18 protein-coding genes are annotated in these 18,802 nt (G+C 48.7%); 8 read left to right on the top strand and 10 right to left on the bottom strand.

What is annotated here, in order from left to right:
• The first annotated feature begins 37 nt into the window (after positions 1-37).
• Positions 38-1,042 carry an SGNH/GDSL hydrolase family protein gene (locus tag EQU24_RS21095; RefSeq protein WP_138767253.1) on the top strand — a complete coding sequence of 335 codons (1,005 nt, stop codon included), beginning with the start codon at positions 38-40 and terminating at the stop codon, positions 1,040-1,042.
• A gap of 392 nt (positions 1,043-1,434) precedes the next feature.
• Positions 1,435-3,006, top strand: a complete 1,572-nt coding sequence (locus EQU24_RS21090) for an FAD-binding oxidoreductase (protein ID WP_017841662.1) — start codon at positions 1,435-1,437, stop codon at positions 3,004-3,006.
• A gap of 160 nt (positions 3,007-3,166) precedes the next feature.
• Here EQU24_RS21090 and EQU24_RS21085 read toward each other — a convergent pair whose 3' ends face one another.
• From EQU24_RS21085 to gshB, 9 genes are all read right to left on the bottom strand, one after another.
• A complete protein-coding gene (locus tag EQU24_RS21085; protein ID WP_017841663.1) occupies positions 3,167-3,895 on the bottom strand; it encodes an LOG family protein in 729 nt (242 codons plus the stop codon).
• A 4-nt stretch (positions 3,896-3,899) separates the two neighbouring features.
• A complete protein-coding gene (locus EQU24_RS21080; protein WP_017841664.1) occupies positions 3,900-4,202 on the bottom strand; it encodes a c-type cytochrome in 303 nt (100 codons plus the stop codon).
• On the bottom strand, positions 4,195-5,484 hold the full coding sequence (locus EQU24_RS21075; protein WP_017841665.1) for a dihydroorotase: 1,290 nt from the start codon (positions 5,482-5,484) through the stop codon (positions 4,195-4,197). Before EQU24_RS21075 ends, EQU24_RS21080 begins: the two co-directional genes overlap by 8 nt.
• On the bottom strand, positions 5,484-6,446 hold the full coding sequence (locus EQU24_RS21070; protein WP_014150291.1) for an aspartate carbamoyltransferase catalytic subunit: 963 nt from the start codon (positions 6,444-6,446) through the stop codon (positions 5,484-5,486). Before EQU24_RS21070 ends, EQU24_RS21075 begins: the two co-directional genes overlap by 1 nt.
• A 3-nt stretch (positions 6,447-6,449) precedes the next feature.
• Positions 6,450-6,968: a bifunctional pyr operon transcriptional regulator/uracil phosphoribosyltransferase PyrR gene (pyrR, locus tag EQU24_RS21065; protein ID WP_017841666.1), complete on the bottom strand. Its 519-nt coding sequence runs from the start codon at positions 6,966-6,968 to the stop codon at positions 6,450-6,452.
• 9 nt (positions 6,969-6,977) lie between these two features.
• Positions 6,978-7,424: a Holliday junction resolvase RuvX gene (gene ruvX / locus EQU24_RS21060; protein ID WP_017841667.1), complete on the bottom strand. Its 447-nt coding sequence runs from the start codon at positions 7,422-7,424 to the stop codon at positions 6,978-6,980.
• On the bottom strand, positions 7,417-7,980 hold the full coding sequence (locus tag EQU24_RS21055; protein ID WP_026130280.1) for a YqgE/AlgH family protein: 564 nt from the start codon (positions 7,978-7,980) through the stop codon (positions 7,417-7,419). Before EQU24_RS21055 ends, ruvX begins: the two co-directional genes overlap by 8 nt.
• 38 nt (positions 7,981-8,018) lie before the next feature.
• On the bottom strand, positions 8,019-8,900 hold the full coding sequence (locus EQU24_RS21050) for an energy transducer TonB (RefSeq protein ID WP_017841669.1): 882 nt from the start codon (positions 8,898-8,900) through the stop codon (positions 8,019-8,021).
• A 522-nt stretch (positions 8,901-9,422) separates the two neighbouring features.
• On the bottom strand, positions 9,423-10,370 hold the full coding sequence (gene gshB, locus EQU24_RS21045) for a glutathione synthase (RefSeq protein ID WP_017841670.1): 948 nt from the start codon (positions 10,368-10,370) through the stop codon (positions 9,423-9,425).
• A 332-nt stretch (positions 10,371-10,702) separates the two neighbouring features.
• On the opposite strand from gshB, the gene rpmB reads away from it, so the two are divergent.
• Together rpmB and rpmG are read left to right on the top strand one after the other, a co-directional pair.
• Entirely contained in the window at positions 10,703-10,939 is a 237-nt protein-coding gene (gene rpmB, locus EQU24_RS21040; protein WP_014150285.1) for a 50S ribosomal protein L28, read from the top strand.
• Between the two features lie 11 nt (positions 10,940-10,950).
• Positions 10,951-11,106, top strand: coding sequence for a 50S ribosomal protein L33 (gene rpmG / locus EQU24_RS21035; protein ID WP_014150284.1), 156 nt, complete (start codon positions 10,951-10,953; stop codon positions 11,104-11,106).
• Between the two features lie 81 nt (positions 11,107-11,187).
• Here the strand turns inward: rpmG and EQU24_RS21030 are convergent, their stop codons facing one another.
• Positions 11,188-12,558, bottom strand: coding sequence for a cyclic nucleotide-binding domain-containing protein (locus EQU24_RS21030; RefSeq protein ID WP_017841671.1), 1,371 nt, complete (start codon positions 12,556-12,558; stop codon positions 11,188-11,190).
• Positions 12,559-12,887: 329 nt separating this feature from the next.
• Here EQU24_RS21030 and EQU24_RS21025 point away from each other — a divergent pair, with 329 nt between their 5' ends.
• The 4 genes from EQU24_RS21025 to pepN all read left to right on the top strand — a co-directional run bounded on the left by EQU24_RS21025 (position 12,888) and on the right by pepN (position 18,535).
• Positions 12,888-14,243, top strand: coding sequence for a DegQ family serine endoprotease (locus tag EQU24_RS21025; protein ID WP_017841672.1), 1,356 nt, complete (start codon positions 12,888-12,890; stop codon positions 14,241-14,243).
• A gap of 195 nt (positions 14,244-14,438) precedes the next feature.
• On the top strand, positions 14,439-14,957 hold the full coding sequence (gene moaB, locus EQU24_RS21020) for a molybdenum cofactor biosynthesis protein B (RefSeq protein WP_017841673.1): 519 nt from the start codon (positions 14,439-14,441) through the stop codon (positions 14,955-14,957).
• Position 14,958: 1 nt separating this feature from the next.
• Complete coding sequence (locus tag EQU24_RS21015) at positions 14,959-15,336, top strand: DUF423 domain-containing protein (protein WP_017841674.1); 378 nt, start codon at positions 14,959-14,961, stop codon at positions 15,334-15,336.
• Between the two features lie 550 nt (positions 15,337-15,886).
• On the top strand, positions 15,887-18,535 hold the full coding sequence (gene pepN, locus EQU24_RS21010) for an aminopeptidase N (RefSeq protein ID WP_017841676.1): 2,649 nt from the start codon (positions 15,887-15,889) through the stop codon (positions 18,533-18,535).
• Positions 18,536-18,802: the final 267 nt, after the last annotated feature.

The following is an 18,802-nucleotide window of genomic DNA, read 5'->3' as shown; positions in this document are numbered from 1 at the left end:
GCCTATCCCTTTTTTAAATCTTTCCAATCAGATTGTCATGCTGAAAACAAAATCCAAGACATACAAAATATTAATCGGCTTATGGCTATTGCTGTTTTCAATGGCCAACTCGGAGGCATCCGGCAAGAGGATCATCGTGGCCGTGCTGGGCGACAGTGCCACACAAGGCGTCTGGGCCAATTCAACCTTGGGCAACCCGGGGCTGGATTTTTATTTAAGCGCCAATAAGGCCATACTGCGCCTAGAAAAGTTAAGGCCTGCCCAGCTCGCTTTGATTCAACAACCAGAAAACAATCTCATGGCTTATAGTCGTTTGATGGAACGAAAATTCAGATTCACGGCAAACACTCAGCTTTCCGCTACAGCGGGTAATCAAAGTTATTCGTTTGCCTCCCGTTTAAGACAACACACGAATAGACCGGTCAGAGTCTTGAATGTCGGCTTTCTTGCCGGTTCCTACAAATTCGGCCGACATCAATTGCGTCGACTGAGAAGTAGATTGGCAGGTAGAAGGCCAGATTACATTTTGGTGAACTTCAATATCATCGATGTTGTTTCAGGCGATACCCCTGATAGCTTTAAAAGCAATGTCAAAGATTTTTTCAACCTATTGATCCGGCGTTATCCGCGTAGCCAAATTATCGTGACGCCGCTGCAAGACCCATCCCCGATCTCGGCATTGACCGATACCGTCAGTATTCCGGCTTTTATAGGCTTTCCGACAACGACTTGCCGAGATATTCAAGAACGCGCTTATGGTTTGTTTAAATCGGTGTACACCGATCCGGAGGAAATGTTCCGTTTACAGCAAACCGCCGCTGAAATGAATCAGCTGCTTTCAGATGAAGTCGAGCAAATACGAGGTCGGCAACTACCCTACTCAGTCTTTCAAGGCAAAATCGCACTCACAGAGAATTTGCCTCAAATGAATCAAGACTGGAAAGAATATTTGGCCGCTGATTGTGTTCATCCCAATTTAAAAGGTCAGGCCATAATCGGGGATATGTTATGGGATGCTTTTTTGAGTGAATTAAGCGATTAGCAAAACATTTTCAGGCTTTCTGTTGGAAGGAGCCAAACCGAGCATAATTCCATTGATAGCTTGTTATTAACTTGCAATCCAGACAAATTTGCGTATCCATGTAAATTGCCCCGACTTTCGACGGTATTTTTTTCGGTACCAATTTCGCCGGTCTTGTTTGGCTGTATTTTGAAAGGCATGCGTCTCGAGCATGAGCCCCTGCCGACCAGGCGCACTGACTCCGATAGGATCAAGCAGTTTCACCGAATGACTGTCGCTATTCGAGGTCAACAAGGCTAAAATTAAAGTTTTTTTGATTCTCTGTGCAACGTTGCGCGATGTCGTCGCTTCGACGCAGAATCAAGCGATGACCGCGCTTTGGCGCTTTTAAATCTTGGATTCCAAATAACCCCATGATCAAAACTGAACAGCTATTCGAACACCTACTGACCCATTACCGGGGGCAATTCGCTACCGTTTTTTTACTGCCGATTTCGGCTGTTTACGGCGCCTATTCCGGGTTTCGCAATTGGTTGTCATTTCGCCTCAGTAGCGCCCCGGCAAAACATGAAACCCGCGTTGCCAGCGTCATTCGGCAAATAGAAGATTGGAAAGCGCAAGGAGTCGGGCAAAAACTATGTACGGCGAGGTCGGGCTGGAAAACCATGAGCGAGCTGGTGCCTAAATACAAATTGTCTCATCGCAAGATCGATATCGGACTGTACGACGTGTTGGAAATCGACGCGCAGCGCGGCATCGTTAGGGTAGAGCCCCTCGTTAGCATGGGGCAACTCTCGCGAACGCTGATCTCGCAAGGTTGGACCTTACCGGTGGTGCCGGAACTGGACAGTCTAACGGTAGGCGGTTTGATCATGGGCTTCGGCGTTGAAACCAGTAGCCATAAATACGGCTTGTTTCAGCACATTTGCGAAGCTTTCGAAATCGTGACGGCGGAAGGTAAGTTGGTCAAATGCAGTTCTTCGGAAAACCCCGAGCTGTTTTATCAAATTCCATGGAGTCACGGCACGCTGGGTTTTCTGGTGGCTGCCGAGTTGAAAATCATCCCGGTCAAAAAATTTGTCAGGGTTCATTACCTGCCTGTTCGCAGTTTGGATAATCTGGTCAGCGTATTCGAGCAAGCCTCGCGCGATACCGAAAACAACGATTTCGTCGAAGCTTTGGTCTATGGACGCGACGAGGCGGTTATCATGACCGGTAAATTCGCCGATGCGGTTGGCCAGGACGGTTCTTTAAACGCTATTGGAAGGTGGTATAAGCCTTGGTTTTTTAAGCATGTTCAAGGTTATCTGCAGAGCAATAAGGAAGGCGTCGAATATCTGCCGGTGCGGGATTATTACCATCGCCACACGCGCAGTTATTTTTGGGCGATGGAGGAAATCATTCCTTTCGGCAATCATCCTATTTTTAGAGCCTTGTTAGGCTGGGCTCTACCGCCCCGGATCGAGTTATTGAAGTATACCGAAACGCGAACCACTCAGCGGCTAAGGGAAAAATATCATGTGGTTCAGGATATGCTGGTGCCGATGCGTTTTCTGGAAACGTCCATCGATTATTTCGATAAGCATTTTCGTTTATATCCTTTGTGGCTGTCGCCGATGGCGATCAAAGATAACGGCGGGCAAGGCGGATTTGTGCAGCCGTATAAGGCTGAGGACGGCGAAATTGACGAGCTCTATGTCGACATTGGCGCTTACGGTACGCCGGCGAAAAGCGGTTTCGATAATGCCGAAGCTCTCCCGTTGTTGGAAAAATTCGTGATCGAACATCGCGGTTATCAAGCACTTTATGCGAGAACCTTCATGAGCCGGGATGATTTTAGAAGCATGTTCGATCATAGCAGTTACGATCGGATTCGGGAGCATTTGCCTCACTGCCGGCAGGCTTTCGATGAAGTCTACGATAAAGTTTCCTCGAATGGCAGGGTTGCGCCGGTCGAAATGAGGAAATTGGAAAAGGCGAGTTAAGGGTTTTCACCAATGGTAGAACGGGGGTTTACAACCCATGCGCATCAAGCTAAAAACGGCCAACCCACATCACGCTCTTTCCCAAGCAAAGAGCGGATGCGGGTTGAATAAATAATCGGCCCCGCTGCTGGTAAAAGCAAAGGCTATGCATTTCGCGCGATCAACTGTACCTATAGTCGATATTGTTGGACCCTAAGCTTTCTCTTCTCTGTTGATTTTTCCATTCGCGGTGCCTGACCATGATATCGACGACTTCCTGCGGATCGTCGGTGAGCGTTATGAAATTGAGGTCTTCTTCCGAAATCGTACCGTATTCGATCATTGTTGTTCTTACCCAATCCATTAAGCCTTGCCAATAATCGCTGCCGAATAACACTAAAGGCAACGGATAAATTTTATGCGTCTGCATCAAGGTTAGCGATTCGAAAAACTCATCGAGCGTGCCGAATCCGCCCGGCATGCAGACATAGCCCATCGAATGGCGCACGAACATGACTTTTCTGACGAAAAAGTAGCGAAAATTCAGCGAGATATCCTGATAAGGATTAGGGCGTTGCTCCATAGGCAATTCGATATTCAAGCCGACCGCGGGCGGTTTCTGCGTTTTCGCACCCTTGTTTGCGGCTTCCATGATTCCGGGGCCACCGCCGCTGATAACCGCGAAATTATGCTGGCCGAGTAATCCGGCAATTTCGACCGTTTTCAAATAATAATGATGATCCGGTTTTATGCGCGCGGAACCGAAAATTGAAATCGCATCGCTTAGATCGGATAAGCGGTCGAAACCTTCGGTAAATTCGCTGATAATCCTGAAAATTCGCCAAGATTGATCGCCTTTGACATCATCGATGATGTTGGCGGTGTCGTGTTGTTTGTTTGGGGTTTTCATCGCTTTATTGGGTTACGCTATGATTGAGTACATAAGTACTGAGCGCGCGCATTTTGCTACCGGTGATTTTCGGGAATTTGGGCATCATCAGCGAGCCGCCCTGCACTTTGTGAGTGATATACCTTTCATTTGCATTTTTCTCGTTCAACGAAAAAACGACTTGCGGGACTGCCGGATCTTTGGGTTGATGACATTCTGCACAAGCTTCCTTGAAGATGCTTTCGCCGGTTGCCGAAGAGGCAGGCGTATAGTCGCGGGTACAAGCCGCTAATATAAAAAAGGCCGAAACGAGCATGATCTTAATCATGAAACACTCCTTGAAAAATAATTTTACCGGATTGCAGTGTGGCGCTGACGCGGCCGGTTAATGTTTCTCCCCAATAGGGCGTATTGATACCTTTGCTATACCAAGTCGAATGGTCGACTTGCCATCGACGGCCAGGGTCGAATATGCAAATATCGGCGGATTTCCCCGGTGTCAATGTACCGCTTTCCAAACGCAGTACCTTGGCGGGGGTTTGCGTTAACGCGGCAATGCCTTGGGAGAGGGTAATCAATTTTTCATCGACCAGTTTCAGCATCAGCGGCAGTAACGTTTCAAGCGCCGATATGCCGGGCTCGGTTTCCGGAAATGCGCCCAATTTGGCATCGAGGTCGTGCGGTTGGTGATCCGAACACAGCGTGCCGATGGTGCCTTGCGTCAATGCCTTTCTTAGAAAGAGTTTATCTTGCTCGCTCCGTAACGGGGGCAAAACATGGTAAGCGCTGTCGAAAGGCTTCATGTCGTTTTCGGTCAGATGCAACTGATGCGCCGCGATATCGGCACTGACCGATAATCCGTATTTTTGGGCTTGCTGGATTTTGATCACCGAGCGTCGGCAACTGAGTTGTCCGAAATGCACGCGGCAGCCGGTTAATTCGGCGAGTTCGAGACATTGCGACAACGCGATCGTTTCGGCGGTTTCAGGAATCCCGGGCAAACCGTAGCGGGTCGCAAATGCTCCTTCATGCGCGCAGCCTTCATTGCTGAGACTGTGCTCATTGGGCCGGTAGATCAACAACAAATCATGACTGGCGGCATATTCCATCGCGCGCCTCAATACCAGTAGATTGCTTATCGGTCTGCCGCCGTTGCCGACCGCTATGCAACCGGCCTCTTTTAGCGCCAGCATCGAACTGAGTTCTTGGCCTTCGAGGTTTTGCGTCAGCGCGCCGATTGGTAGGATTTGCCGGTAATTGGAATTTTCAGCCAATTCCTTGACCAATTCGGTAATTGCCGGCGTATCGATAACCGGCCGCGTATCGGGTTGTAAAATCAAAGTCGTAATGCCGCCGGCCGCGGCCGCCTTGGTTTCGGTTTGAAACGTGGCCTTATGGCTTTGGCCCGGTTGGCGCAAGCGAGTGCTGATATCGATAAAGCCGGGGCAGACGATTTGGCCGGAAGCGTCGATGACGCTATCGGGCTCAAAGCCGTTGGGTTTCTCGAACAAGGCAAGGATTTTGCCGTCGGCAACGTAAACCGGACCGGTTCGATCGATCGAGTGGGCCGGATCGATCACGCGTCCTTGTTCGATCAGGATTCTTTTCATCAGGCCGCTCCTTGAGTTTGCATCGCCATCGACATGACTGCCATACGTATCGCGATGCCGTTACTGACTTGTCGTAATATGACCGATTGCGGACCGTCGGCCACGCGCGTATCGATTTCGACGCCGCGATTGATCGGTCCCGGGTGCATCACGATTGCATCGGGCTTGGCGATTTCCAGTTTTTCAGGCGTCAAACCGAAACATTTGAAGTATTCGCTTTCGCTGGGCAGCAGAGCCGAGGTCATACGCTCTTTTTGTAAGCGTAGCATGATGATGACATCGATGTCTTTGAGTCCCTCGGTCAAGTTATGGCAGACAGTGACGCCGAGCGTTTCGACATGTGCGGGGAGTAAGGTTTTCGGTGCGATAACCCGAACTTCGGCCGCGCCCAACGTATTGAGCGCAAGAATTTGCGAGCGCGCAACTCTGGAATGCAGGATGTCGCCGATGATCGCGACTCTCAGTGTGCTGAAATTCGGCTTGAACTGCCGAATCGTGAACATATCCAGCATTGCCTGCGTCGGATGACTGTGCCGGCCGTCGCCGGCATTGATCACGCTGATATGCGGCGCGGTATGTTCGGCGATAAAATGCGCGGCGCCGCTGGTTCCGTGACGTACGACGAACATATCGACGAACATCGCTTCCAGATTACGAATCGTATCAAGCAGGCTTTCGCCTTTCGAGGTGGCCGATGTCGCGATATTCATGCTGATGACATCGGCCGAGAGTCTTTTGGCCGCGAGTTCGAAGGTCGTTCGGGTACGTGTGCTGTTTTCGAAAAACAGATTAACGATGGTTTTACCCCTTAATAAGGGGACTTTTTTCACATGATGCCCCGACATTTCGGCAAACGATTCGGCAGTATCGAGAATTTCGGTTAACAGTGCTTTGTCGAGTCCGTCAATCGTTAGAAAGTGCTTTAATTTACCTTCGGGGTTTAATTGTAAATTGTGACTCATGCCTTAAGCCGCTGCGTCAAGAGTTTGAATATGGATATCCAAGGGATCCGGGCCAGTCAATTTGATGCGTTGATTGGCGTCGAGTTGTATCGTGGTGCCGATACAATCCGGGCGCAACGGAATTTGCCGCCCGTCGCGCTCGATCAGAACCGCCAACACGACTTGATTGGGCCTACCGTAGTCGAAGATTTCGTTGAGCGCGGCCCGAATCGTTCGCCCCGTGCAAAAGACATCGTCGACAAGAATAATATCGCGGCCCTCGATCGTGTTCGGCAAGGCGCTCGGTTTTACATTCGGATGCACGCCGATTTGCGAAAAATCGTCGCGATAAAACGTGATATCCAATAGCCCTAAAGGTTCTGTCAAACCCAAGCGTTGATGCAGGCGTTCGGCAACCCAGACGCCGCCGGTGCGAATGCCTATCATCAATGGATTTTCAAGCTTTCTGGTAGTGATAATCTTGCCGATGGCCGATTCCAGTCGAGTCAATAATTCAGGAATATCGAGGTGTTGATGGGTCATATGTCGGGGTTATTGAGTGTTGAGCCATGTTTGTAATATAAGCTGTGCGGCAAGCCGATCTTGCACTTCCCAGAGCTTGCCGGCGCTGACGCGCACATCGTCGTACAGCATTTGTTTGGCTTCAAAAGTCGTCAGGGTTTCATCCTGCTGAAAAACCGGTAGTTGAAAGCGTCCTTCCAATTGCCGGCAAAATTTGAGCATACGCGGGGTAATCGGATTATCCTGCCCATCATTTTGTCGGGAAATACCGACGACTAAGCCGGCCGGTTGCCATTCTTGTATAAGCCGGCCGATAGCCGTCCAATCCGGTGCTTGATTGACCGAGCGCAAAGTCGATAAGGCATTGGCCGTTCCGGTCGTGGTTTGTCCGACCGCCACGCCGATTTTTTTATTACCGAAATCGAACCCGAGGTAGGTATCGTGATTGCGAGGCGCAAGCGGATCTTGTTTAGCCATGTCCTGCCGGCGCGGTTAATTGATTGATGTCGATGCCGATTTGATGAGCTGCGGCCTGCCAGCGTTGATTGACCGGCGTATTGAAGATGATGTCATTGCCGCTAGGCGTGTTCAGCCAAGCATTATTGACGATTTCTTGCTCCAACTGGCCTTCTCCCCAGCCGGCATAGCCCAAGGCAACTAGATATTGTTCGGGGCCTTCGCCGATCGCGATGGCTTCGAGAATATCGCGCGATGTCGTTAGCGCGATTTCATCCGATATCGTGATCGAGGAATCCCATCTTCCGCATGGATTGTGGATCACAAAACCGCGCTCCTGTTGTACCGGACCGCCGAAAAATACCGGAGCTTCCGCTGCGGCCGGGAAGGTCACGTTGATTTGCATTTGTTTGAAGATGTCGCCCAGCTTCATGTCGATCTGCCGATTGATCACAATGCCTAATGCGCCATCGGCGTTATGTTGACATAGGTAGGTCACGGTATGAAAAAAACCCGGATCGGTCAGATTGGGCATCGCGATCAGAAATTGATTGTTTAAATAAGTCGTATCGGTCATATCGGTAAGTGTGTTCATGGCTGCGCGAGTTAATTGAGTTAACGTGCTGACATTCCCGATTCGTCCGAAAACTTCCAAACCCGGGTAATCACTAAAACATCCAACTCCTTGAGCAATTCTTGCGGCAATGGCGGAAACGGTGCGCTTAAACGAACGATTCTTTTGGCGGCTTCGTCTAAGGCTGCATTGCCTGAAGGACGTTTGATTCGAATATTATATATCGTGCCGTCCGGATTGATGCCGACTTCCATCGTCAACGTGCCGAAAAAGTTTTTTTTACGGGCGACTTCAGGGTAGTTAAGGTTACCGGTCGCTTCCACCTTTTTTTTCCAGTCCATCTCATATTGCGAAGCGACGTATTTATGGGTGCTCACAGCATTGACATGTTTGATCTTACTGATGTCGGCGCTGAGTTGCTGTTGCCGGACTTCGGTGCCCAGCTGCGCAATTTGTTGTTGCAAGGCTGCGGCGGTTATTTTCGGAACCGGTTTGCTTTGCGGTTCAGCCGGGACTTTAGCCGGTGCGGGGGGCGCTTTTGTTTCTGCGGGGCGAATCGTGCTGATTATTTTTTTGGGGGCTGCGGTTTGACGTTGAACCGGTTTGCTTTGCGGCTGCTTGTTAGGCAGGGTCCCGCGGCTGGGCAGTTTTTGCTTGGGGGGTTCCGGCTTGGTTTTTTGTTTACCGGCGCCGATTTGATTTTCCTGGGCTAGAAAACTGGCCTGTTTAGGCGCTTTTTGTGCCGGCGTCGTGGCTAAAGTGATCTCGATTGCACGATGAGTCTCTTCCTGTTTGGGCATTGAAAAATTGATGCCTAGGATGACTCCAATATGAAGTAAAGCGGCAATAAATAGCGTGATCAATAACGCATCGTTTTCCGATGTGTTGGTAGCTCTATTCAAGAAAGTGTTCGAAGCTGTCATAATCTTTTGATTGCTAAAGACTAAATGGAATCCGTGATTTTTTCATTAAACTACAAACCTTAGCTTAAAGGAAGTATCTTACAGGACGTGGTTTGCAACCCTGCCTTGATGTGTCGACTTTGCCCAAACCAAAATGTTCGGGGCGGGCTGAATAATCCGCCCCGCGGCGGTACTTCTCGGATTGCGCTACGCTCCATCCGGGCTACGCTGTTTTCTATGATTTTCGACAGAACCATTTACTCCGCCGCTTCTATACTCATCGTAGATCAATATTCGGCACCGGGGTGTCCGTCAAAGGACGCCGTGAATACGTCCATGTAGGCTCTATGCCAGCTCTATGCTGGCAAAGCCTTTGCCGTATACCCCGGCACCACCTCGGGCACTGCCGAAATTTGAAGTGCGAAAGGTATACCATTGGTATGGATCTGAGAAAGGGCTTGGTTTAGAAAAAATAACGGCCGATCGCTGCATTTTGAACGCTTTTTCGGTTTTGAATATGAATTCAATAAATTTTCGGGAAATTCAGCGAAGTTTTAATTCAATATGATCCATCAATTGTCCGGCGATGTTCAGTCCGAATTGCTTATCCAGTTCTTGCACGCAAGTCGGGCTGGTGACGTTGATTTCGGTGAGATAATCGCCGATGACGTCGATGCCGACAAAAATTAAACCTTTTTCGCGTAAGGTCGGCCCGATTTGCTTGGCAATCCAAGAATCCCGAGCGGTTAGTACGCGGCCTTCCGCATTGCCGCCGGCAGCCAAGTTACCGCGAGTTTCTCCTTGAGCCGGAATTCTAGCCAGCGCGTAGGGTACCGCCTCGCCGTCTACGATCAGAATACGCTTATCGCCGTTTTTTATTTCGGGTAGATACTTTTGCGCCATCACATACCGACAATTGTATTGCGTCATGGTTTCCAAAATAACACTTAAATTCGGATCGTCCTTGCGCAAATGAAAAATCGACGTACCGCCCATGCCGTCCAGCGGTTTTAAAATAATCTCGCCTTGTTCCGCCAAAAATTCGCGGATTCGTTTCGGCTCGCGGGCAACCAAGGTTTCCGCGCAGCATTGCGGAAACCATGCGGTAAACAGTTTTTCATTGGCGTCACGCAAAGATTGGGGTTTGTTGATCACATAAGCGCCTAAGGTTTCGGCTCGTTCGAGCAGATAAGTCGCATAGATGTATTCTTGATCGAAAGGCGGGTCTTTGCGCATCAAGATCGTATCGAGTTGATCCAGGGCGATATCCTGTTCGCCGGAAAATCGATGCCAACGCTCGGAGTTTCGTTGAACTTCCAACAAACGAGTTCGCGCATAGGCGCGGCCGTTACGCATGTAAAGATCATTGAGTTCCATATAGTGCAACTCCCACCCTCTGCTTTGAGCTTCAAGAAGCATTGCAAAGCTCGTATCTTTCTTGATGTTGATGCGATCGATCGGGTCCATGACCATGCCGAATTTTAAAGACATAAAAACTCTCAATAATCAGAAATTAAAAGGGGAGGCAATAATGCGTCAACTATAGCGGTTTCAGAGGCCTTGGGAAAGGATGTTTTAGCTTGTCAGGCGATGGTAATGAGGTTTCAATGATCGATACCATGTACAAGCCTATCTGTTCTTTTGGTTTACGAATGCTCCATAAAGCCGCGACAGGGGGGCGAAAAGCACGCAAGACGAGAAATGTCGGTTCTCGTTGAACGGACGTTTTTTCTTTCGGAAAGGAGTAAAAGGTTTACCTGACAGCTAAATTTTGGTATAAAAGCCGGCTAATTTTTGAACAATGGCAAACAAAGAGGTTAATCATGTCCAGAGTCTGTCAGGTTACAGGAAAACGCCCCGTAACCGGTAATAATGTATCGCACGCAAACAATAAAACCAGAAGACGTTTCTGCCCTAATCTGCAACATCATCGTTTTTGGGTGGAAAGCGAGAATCGCTGGGTTCGCCTGCGTGTTTCCACGAAAGGCATGCGCGTTATCGACAAAAGAGGCATCGATGCCGTTTTGGCCGATTTGCGTAAACAAGGTATTAAGGCATAAGGGGATCAACCATGCGCGATAAAATCAAACTCGTTTCATCCGAAGGCACCGGACATTTTTATACCACGACAAAAAACAAACGCACAATGCCTGAGAAGATGGAGATCAAAAAATTCGATCCCGTTGTTCGCAAGCATGTGATGTACAAAGAAGCTAAAATCAAATAATTTTTTGACGACACTTCTTTCGTTGCCCGGAAAGCCGCGGTTACGCTTACAGAGCCGTGGCTTTTTCGTCTAATACCGTAATCATTGTTTTTTCAGTTTATCTAACACTTCTTTCAGCTTTTCCGTTTGTTTGAATAATATTCGGTATTGCTTGATTGCATCTTCCTTGGCAGCTTCCAGTTGCTTGCATCTTTCGGTAAGTTCTTGATTAATATCTGATAAAGCCTCGTTTTGAGCTTTTAGTCGTTCGATTTGCTCGAGCAACGCTTCGTCATCGGGATTCGTTTTATGCGTCGCGGTCGGAGTGCCTTCTCTATCCGAGATTGTTTCCGAGCTTTCGCTATTGCGAAACGTGGTTTCGAAGCCATCGTCGATCGTGAAGAGAGCCGCCGTTTTTTTAAGTTCAGGCGAGACCTTTTGCATTCCCCCTTCCAAAATAAGCGCCTTGAACTTATTACGGAGCAACAAAAATGCAGCCGCCTCGCTGGTTTTTCCATTAGCGCAAACGACCACGACAGTGCGGGCACGATTGAGCGTTTTCAATTGCATTCGTAGAGTAAAGAACGGCGCGCTAATGCTGTCGTCTAAATGGTTTTGGTTATAGTCCTCGGTCGAGCGGACGTCCAATAAGATCGCCCCATTGGCTTGTTCTTGCTGCATTTGCTCGAAGTCGATGTATTTCAGCGCGGGTTCTTTGATCAGTGTTATAAAATGCTGTCTGGAAAGACGTAACAGAGATAACTTGCTGATGGCTGTAATCGTAACATTCCTGGGTTTATCCGATAACAGAGAGTCTTCGCCGAAAGTATCGCTCGTTCTTAGAAGCGCTAATTTGATCTCCTTGGCATTTTCGGAAGGTTTGCGAGTCAGCAAGCATTGGCCGGATTTGATCAAATAATAATAATCGCCCGGATCGCCTTGATGGAAAACGGCTTCGCCTTTTTCAAAAACGACTTCTTCGAGGCTCATAATTATTTTTTGTAGGTTGGCCGGAGGCAATCTTTGAAATATCGGAGACCTCAATAAAGTTGTCATCCAGTCATCAGAGTTGTCTTCCGGTTCGACTATGACCATGTAGCTACTTTCCTCTTCATAACTCAGCGACGATAAATAATTAAGTGTTTCCGTGGGCAGCCTTAAAAAACGAATGCTATTGCACGCCACGGCATCGATTTTTCTAGGTAATTGGTGAGCTAAGGCGAAGCGGGCCGATTCGCTTTCCGCGTCAATTATTTCGACCTCCAGGCCTTGAGCCTGCAAGGAAACTTGGCCGTCCAATAAATAAAATAAGTCCGCTTCCGTATCCCCTCTTTTAAATAAGACAGCATCGCGTTCTGCCGTTTCGATGGTGACTTCGGCGCACAATGCTTCAAAATGAGGTCCGGGCAGTATGGATAGTGGAACGAGTTTACGGATTGCTTGTGCGTCGTCGGAGCTGATATCTACAGCCATTCAAATTCATTATGAGGATTAAAGTGATTAATATAGCTCATTATCTTAGATAAAGCATTTCACCATGAAGATCATGAGGAATAACAAGTTAATTCAAAGCCTTATTTTGCCTATGCAAATCATTTTTGATTCCCTAATAAGGTTATCCAAAATTTTAGGGTAAGCCTTTGGCCAGCTTCATGAACTTCATGGTTAAACTGCCGAATTTAGGATATAAGTGCCTATTGAACATATACTTCATGCGGCCACATTTTCAGTATTCTGACTTGTTTTAAACATTTTTAGTCTTATATTGTCTACGTTGACTTTAAAGCCTGTCGAGGACTTTCATGAAGAATCACTTATTCGGTCGTTTATTATTAACGTTAGTATTCGGATTTTTAATCGTTACGCAAGTATCGGCAGGATTGCCGGTTGCGGTGGAGGGACAGCCTTTGCCGTCGCTGTCGCCCATTCTCGAACGCAGCATGCCGGCAGTCGTGAATATATCGACATCAACTAATATTCAGGTGAGGGAAAATCCGTTATTGCAAGATCCATTTTTCCGACATTTTTTTCAATTACCGGACCGGCCTCGCCAGCAACAACGCAACAGCCTGGGGTCCGGGGTCATTGTCGATAGCGCGAAAGGCTATGTTTTGACCAATAACCATGTCATCGACAAAGCCGATAAAATCATGGTGACATTGCACGACGGACGTCAGCTCGATGCCAAATTGATCGGCGCCGATCCTGAAGCCGATGTTGCGGTCGTACAAATTGCCGCCGATAACTTGGTTGCCTTGCCTATTTCCAACTCCGACGAATTGAGAGTCGGCGATTTCGTGATTGCGATCGGCAGCCCATTCGGCCTAAGTCAGACGGTTACTTCGGGTATCGTCAGTGCACTGGGTCGGTCCGGTTTAGGCATCGAAGGTTATGAAGATTTCATTCAAACCGATGCGTCGATCAACCCGGGAAATTCCGGCGGCGCATTGGTCAATTTACGCGGCGAATTTGTCGGCATGAATACCGCAATACTGGCGCCGGGCGGCGGTAATGTCGGTATCGGCTTTGCGATTCCGGCTAATATGGCGATGACGATCAAGGAGTCTCTGGTCACTCATGGCGAAGTGCGGCGCGGCTTGCTGGGTGTAACGACTCAGGATTTGACTCCCGAACTGGTTAAAGCCTTCGGTTTAAAAACCAAACACGGCGCCGTAATCAGCAAAGTGGCCGGCAATTCTCCCGCGGCAAAAGCCGGACTCGAACCGGGCGATATTATCACCGAGGTCAATGGCCAAAAAGTCAAAGGCAGTCACGATATTCGCAATATGATCGGTTTAATGAAAATCGGTGCCAAAGTCGATATCGGCTTTATGCGCGACGATAAAAAAATGCTCGTGCAAGCTGAAATCGGCAAGCCGCAGCGGCCTCATTTAGCCGGAAAAACGATTCATCCTCGTCTCGACGGTGCCGTGTTAAGCTCGACGCAAAAAAATCAAATCGAAGGGGTTTTATTCGAACAGATAGCAACAAACTCCTACCCTTGGCGAGCCGGATTACGACCGGGCGACATTATCGTTTCAGCCAATCGCTATCGGATTCGCACAATAGAGGAACTTGCTCAAGTCGCCAATCCCAATAACGCATTGTTGATCAATATACAGCGCGGCGAAGAAGCCTTCTTCTTGGTTTTGAAATAGCATTTTTTGTAACTATTCAGCGCATGCGGTAGGTTGGTGTCAGGCATTGATTTCTAAGGACGCGTGAATACATCCCTGTAAGCTCTGACTGCAACGTCCTGTTGCAGACAGCCTTATAAATCAATGCCTGACACCTTCTCATACATGACTTATGCTGAATAATTACCATTTTTTAAATCACTGACGACAAACTCAATGACCGAACGAACCTTTATTCCGCTCAATATTGCCGTACTGACGGTATCCGACACCCGTAACGAAGCCGATGACGTTTCGGGTAAAATCCTGGTCGACAAGGCGCTGGCATCGGGTCATCGAATTGCCGAAAAAAAAATCGTTCCGGATAATATATATCGAATCAGAGCGGCGCTATCGCAGTGGATCGCCGATGACTCGGTCGATGCGGTTTTAACCACCGGCGGCACCGGCGTAACCGGTCGAGACGGAACGCCGGAAGCGGTAGAGCCGTTGCTCGATAAAACCTTAGACGGTTTCAGCGAAGTCTTCCGAATGATTTCCTATCAAACGATCAAAACCTCGACGATACAATCGCGCGCAGTGGCCGGTGTCGCCAACGGAACCTATATCTTTTGTTTGCCGGGTTCGTCGAATGCTTGCAAGACGGCTTGGGACGAATTGATCGGGGCTCAACTGGATTTTCGGACCAAGCCATGTAATCTGGTGCAATTAATGCCGCGTCTAAAGGAAAGATAACATGCGTTGGAATTTTTTAGTCGTCGGCGCGTTATGTGCCGGCATTGGTGTCGGCTTGGGGGCATTCGGCGCGCACGGCTTAAAAGCAGTGCTAAGCTCCGATATGCTTGAAGTTTTCAAAACCGGCGTGACTTACCAAATGTGGCATTCGTTAGGTTTGTGTACAATCGGCCTCCTGCACCGGCAAAGCCCTCGGCAAGCATTATTGACATGGTCGGCATGGCTCATGTTCGCAGGCATCGTGCTCTTTTCGGGCAGTTTGTACCTTTTGACTTTGCTTGACCAAAAATGGTGGGGCATGATTACGCCATTCGGCGGTCTGGCATTCATCGCCGCTTGGGTAACGTTAGCCTTATACGCAGCCAAAGAGCAGCGGTAGAAGTCGAATAATAAAGGCTATGTTCGCGTTAGCAGTTGAAACGATTCTCTTTCCTACTAAATAAACCACTTAGGAAATAGTCAATGATTGCTTTCCAATACGCTGAGCGTGGAAGAGGGTACGATTACTCGCTTGACAGGACGCCGTGAATACGTCCATGTAGGCTTGACGGCAGCTATCCCTGCTGCCGACACCTGTCAATCGAGCAACCGTACCCTCCTTTCAGCCATTGGCGCGATATTGAAAAAAAAGTTATTCAGAGTTGAATCCTTGGGGTTCATGTTGGCTTTAAGTTCAAAAGTATCAACTATTAACGCGAACATAGCCATAATAAAACACCAAGGATTCGATTAAACGGATGCGGTCTATTTTTTTCGTCTTCCTGCACCCTAACCACCCCTCGGACTTTTATTTGCCGGGGTGATGACAGCTTGTTCATGATCGTTAGCCTATAAAAACAAGCGACTAAACCGAACAAAGCATCAATAAGTACTTTTTTACGGTAAACTTCAACGTAAACCTCCTTTCACAAAAAATATCGAATTAAATTATGCGTGACGCCTCTCCTCAAACGATCTATCTCAAAGACTACAAACCGCCGGAATATCTGATCCACGATACCGACTTGAATTTTACGTTGGATAACGAAAGCACGCGTGTCGTTGCCACGTTGACGATGAGCAGAAATCCGGCCTCGAAAGTCGATGACAGTGCTTTAATTCTGTTGGGCGAAAATCTGACCTTGCTCGGCGTTCAGTTGAATGGCGATACATTAAGCCCCGACCGCTATTTGCAAACACAGGAATCTTTAGTCATTCACGACGTGCCGCAGCACGAAAAATTCGTCGTTACGATCGAAAACACGATCAATCCCAAAGCCAACACGGCACTAGAAGGCTTGTATCTCTCTAAAAACATGCTGTGCACGCAATGCGAAGCGGAAGGCTTTCGCAAGATTACTTATTATCTCGACCGGCCCGATGTGATGAGCCGCTTCACAACTACGCTGGTCGGCGACAAGGAAAAATATCCGGTATTGTTGTCAAACGGTAACAAAAAGGCCCAGGGCGAACTGCCCGATAATAAACACTGGGTTACCTGGGAAGACCCGTTTAATAAGCCATGTTATTTGTTTGCGCTCGTGGCGGGGCAATTGGAATGCGTCAGAGATAGCTTTATCACGCAATCGGGGCGAAGGATAGCGCTTGAAATCTTTGTCGAAGCCCACGATCTCGATAAGTGCGATCATGCGATGCAATCGCTTAAAAATGCGATGCGCTGGGACGAGGAGACTTACGGACTCGAATACGATCTGGATTTGTACATGATCGTCGCGGTCGGGCATTTCAACATGGGCGCGATGGAAAACAAAGGCCTGAATATTTTCAATACCAAATTCGTCCTGGCTCGCCCGGACACCGCGACCGACAGCGATTACGAGCATATCGAAGGCGTGATCGGTCATGAATATTTCCATAACTGGAGCGGCAACCGCGTGACTTGCCGGGATTGGTTTCAATTGAGCCTGAAGGAGGGCTTTACTGTCTTCCGCGATCAGGAGTTCACCGGCGACCGGACCTCGAAAGCAGTCAAGCGTATCGAAGACGTAAACGCATTGCGGACCCGTCAGTTTGCCGAGGACGCAGGGCCGCTGGCACATCCGATCCGGCCCGACGCTTATATCGAGATTAATAACTTTTATACCTTGACGGTCTATGAAAAAGGCGCCGAAGTCGTCCGGATGCTGCATACGCTGCTCGGTCCTCAAGGTTTTCGCAAGGGCTGCGATCTGTATTTTCAGCGACACGACGGTCAGGCAGTTACTTGCGACGACTTCGTTAATGCGATGGAGGCGGCCAATGATGTCGACTTAACGCAATTTCGGCGTTGGTACTCACAGGCGGGCACGCCGGTATTGACCGTTTCGGAACATTACGATAGCGATACGCAAACATTATCGCTGACCCTTAAGCAAGACAACCCGCCGACACCCGGCCAGCCTCGCAAGGAACCGCTGCATATACCGATTAAAACCGGATTGATCCTGCCGGACGGCAATCTGGCGCAATGCCGATTGCAAGGTAGCGAACAAGTCAGTCATAAAATCGTGCTTGAATTGACCGAAAAAGAGCAAACATTTGTATTCGAGCAATTGCCGCAAAAACCGGTGATTTCATTGTTGCGCGGCTTTTCGGCGCCGGTGAAACTCAAGATGCAACGCTCGCTGGAAGAGTTGGCATTTTTGCTGAGCCATGATCCGGACACGTTCAACCGCTGGGAAGCCGGCCAGCTGTTGGCCGGACGTGTCATTGCCGAGCTGGTAGAAGATTTGCAAAACGATCGTTCGCTTACGATCAACCCGGTCTTGATAGAAGCCTACCGAAAAATCGCTCAGCACGGTTGGTTGGATTTATCGTATTTTGCGTTATTGTTAAGTCTGCCTTCGGAAATTTATCTGGCTGAACAAATGCCGATCATCGATGTCGAAGCGATTCATACGGCACGCGAATTTGTTGTATGTCAAATTGCAAAGCACCTTGAAGACGATCTAAGAGGCTTGTATCTGGATAATCACCGGGACGAGTCGGGTTGTTTCGAGGCTAAAGCAATCGGTCGGCGCCGCCTTAAAAATGTCTGTCTCGGCTATTTGAGTAAGTTGGACGATACCGAAATACAGCGCTGGTCGCTCAAGCAATTCGACACGGCCAAAAACATGACCGATCAAATTGCCGCATTGAGCGTCATCGTCAATACGCCGCATCCGGCCCGCGCAACTTGTTTGGATGCTTTTTACCGGCAATGGCGCGACGAGGCTCTGGTCTTGGACAAGTGGTTTGCTTTGCAAGCAACAGCCATTCCGCCGGACACTTTCGATGCGGTGGAACGCCTGTTGAAGCATCCCGACTTCGATTTAAAAAACCCTAACCGCGTTCGTGCGTTGGTCGGCTCATTTAGCCAGGCCAATCCGTTGCATTTTCACGCAGCTAGCGGGAAAGGTTATCGATTTTTAGCCGACAGGATTATTGAATTGAATACGCTCAACCCTCAAGTCGCATCGAGGATGGTTGGCGCATTGACGCAATGGCGGCGGTATGACGAGGGCCGGCAAGCTTTGATGAAAGCCGAGCTCGAACGTATCATGTCGACCGAGGCGATTTCCAAAGATGTTTATGAAGTGGCAAGCAAAAGCTTGGCATGAAAGATATTCTTTGCTAGTCAAATTTCGGCATCGGGGTAGTGCCCGTCAAAGGATAATTACCCAAGATAGTCAATCATTGCCCATAAACTACTCCCTTTTGATTGAAAAACCGTCTAAGAATAAAAGGTAGGGGGATGTGTTTATCGAGGATCGCCGTGAACCCATCCGAGGGGGCTTGACGGCAATCCGAACGCCACGGATGGCGTGTATTAGGGCAATGCAGGGCAGAAAAATGCTCCTGCATTTTCTGCATTCATTACATCCATG

The sequence above is a fragment of the Methylotuvimicrobium buryatense genome (genome assembly GCF_005931095.1).
Lineage (GTDB): Bacteria > Pseudomonadota > Gammaproteobacteria > Methylococcales > Methylomonadaceae > Methylotuvimicrobium > Methylotuvimicrobium buryatense.
This window is presented reverse-complemented; position numbering and strand designations above follow the sequence as displayed.

Excerpts from the sequence above, each read along its gene's own strand:
- EQU24_RS21095 (WP_138767253.1), top strand. The coding sequence starts at position 38 with ATGCTGAAAACAAAATCCAAGACATACAAAATATTAATCGGCTTATGG.
- EQU24_RS21090 (WP_017841662.1), top strand. The coding sequence starts at position 1,435 with ATGATCAAAACTGAACAGCTATTCGAACACCTACTGACCCATTACCGG.
- EQU24_RS21085 (WP_017841663.1), bottom strand. The coding sequence starts at position 3,895 with ATGAAAACCCCAAACAAACAACACGACACCGCCAACATCATCGATGAT.
- EQU24_RS21080 (WP_017841664.1), bottom strand. The coding sequence starts at position 4,202 with ATGATTAAGATCATGCTCGTTTCGGCCTTTTTTATATTAGCGGCTTGT.
- EQU24_RS21075 (WP_017841665.1), bottom strand. The coding sequence starts at position 5,484 with ATGAAAAGAATCCTGATCGAACAAGGACGCGTGATCGATCCGGCCCAC.
- EQU24_RS21070 (WP_014150291.1), bottom strand. The coding sequence starts at position 6,446 with ATGAGTCACAATTTACAATTAAACCCCGAAGGTAAATTAAAGCACTTT.
- pyrR (WP_017841666.1), bottom strand. The coding sequence starts at position 6,968 with ATGACCCATCAACACCTCGATATTCCTGAATTATTGACTCGACTGGAA.
- ruvX (WP_017841667.1), bottom strand. The coding sequence starts at position 7,424 with ATGGCTAAACAAGATCCGCTTGCGCCTCGCAATCACGATACCTACCTC.
- EQU24_RS21055 (WP_026130280.1), bottom strand. The coding sequence starts at position 7,980 with ATGACCGATACGACTTATTTAAACAATCAATTTCTGATCGCGATGCCC.
- EQU24_RS21050 (WP_017841669.1), bottom strand. The coding sequence starts at position 8,900 with ATGACAGCTTCGAACACTTTCTTGAATAGAGCTACCAACACATCGGAA.
- gshB (WP_017841670.1), bottom strand. The coding sequence starts at position 10,370 with ATGTCTTTAAAATTCGGCATGGTCATGGACCCGATCGATCGCATCAAC.
- rpmB (WP_014150285.1), top strand. The coding sequence starts at position 10,703 with ATGTCCAGAGTCTGTCAGGTTACAGGAAAACGCCCCGTAACCGGTAAT.
- rpmG (WP_014150284.1), top strand. The coding sequence starts at position 10,951 with ATGCGCGATAAAATCAAACTCGTTTCATCCGAAGGCACCGGACATTTT.
- EQU24_RS21030 (WP_017841671.1), bottom strand. The coding sequence starts at position 12,558 with ATGGCTGTAGATATCAGCTCCGACGACGCACAAGCAATCCGTAAACTC.
- EQU24_RS21025 (WP_017841672.1), top strand. The coding sequence starts at position 12,888 with ATGAAGAATCACTTATTCGGTCGTTTATTATTAACGTTAGTATTCGGA.
- moaB (WP_017841673.1), top strand. The coding sequence starts at position 14,439 with ATGACCGAACGAACCTTTATTCCGCTCAATATTGCCGTACTGACGGTA.
- EQU24_RS21015 (WP_017841674.1), top strand. The coding sequence starts at position 14,959 with ATGCGTTGGAATTTTTTAGTCGTCGGCGCGTTATGTGCCGGCATTGGT.
- pepN (WP_017841676.1), top strand. The coding sequence starts at position 15,887 with ATGCGTGACGCCTCTCCTCAAACGATCTATCTCAAAGACTACAAACCG.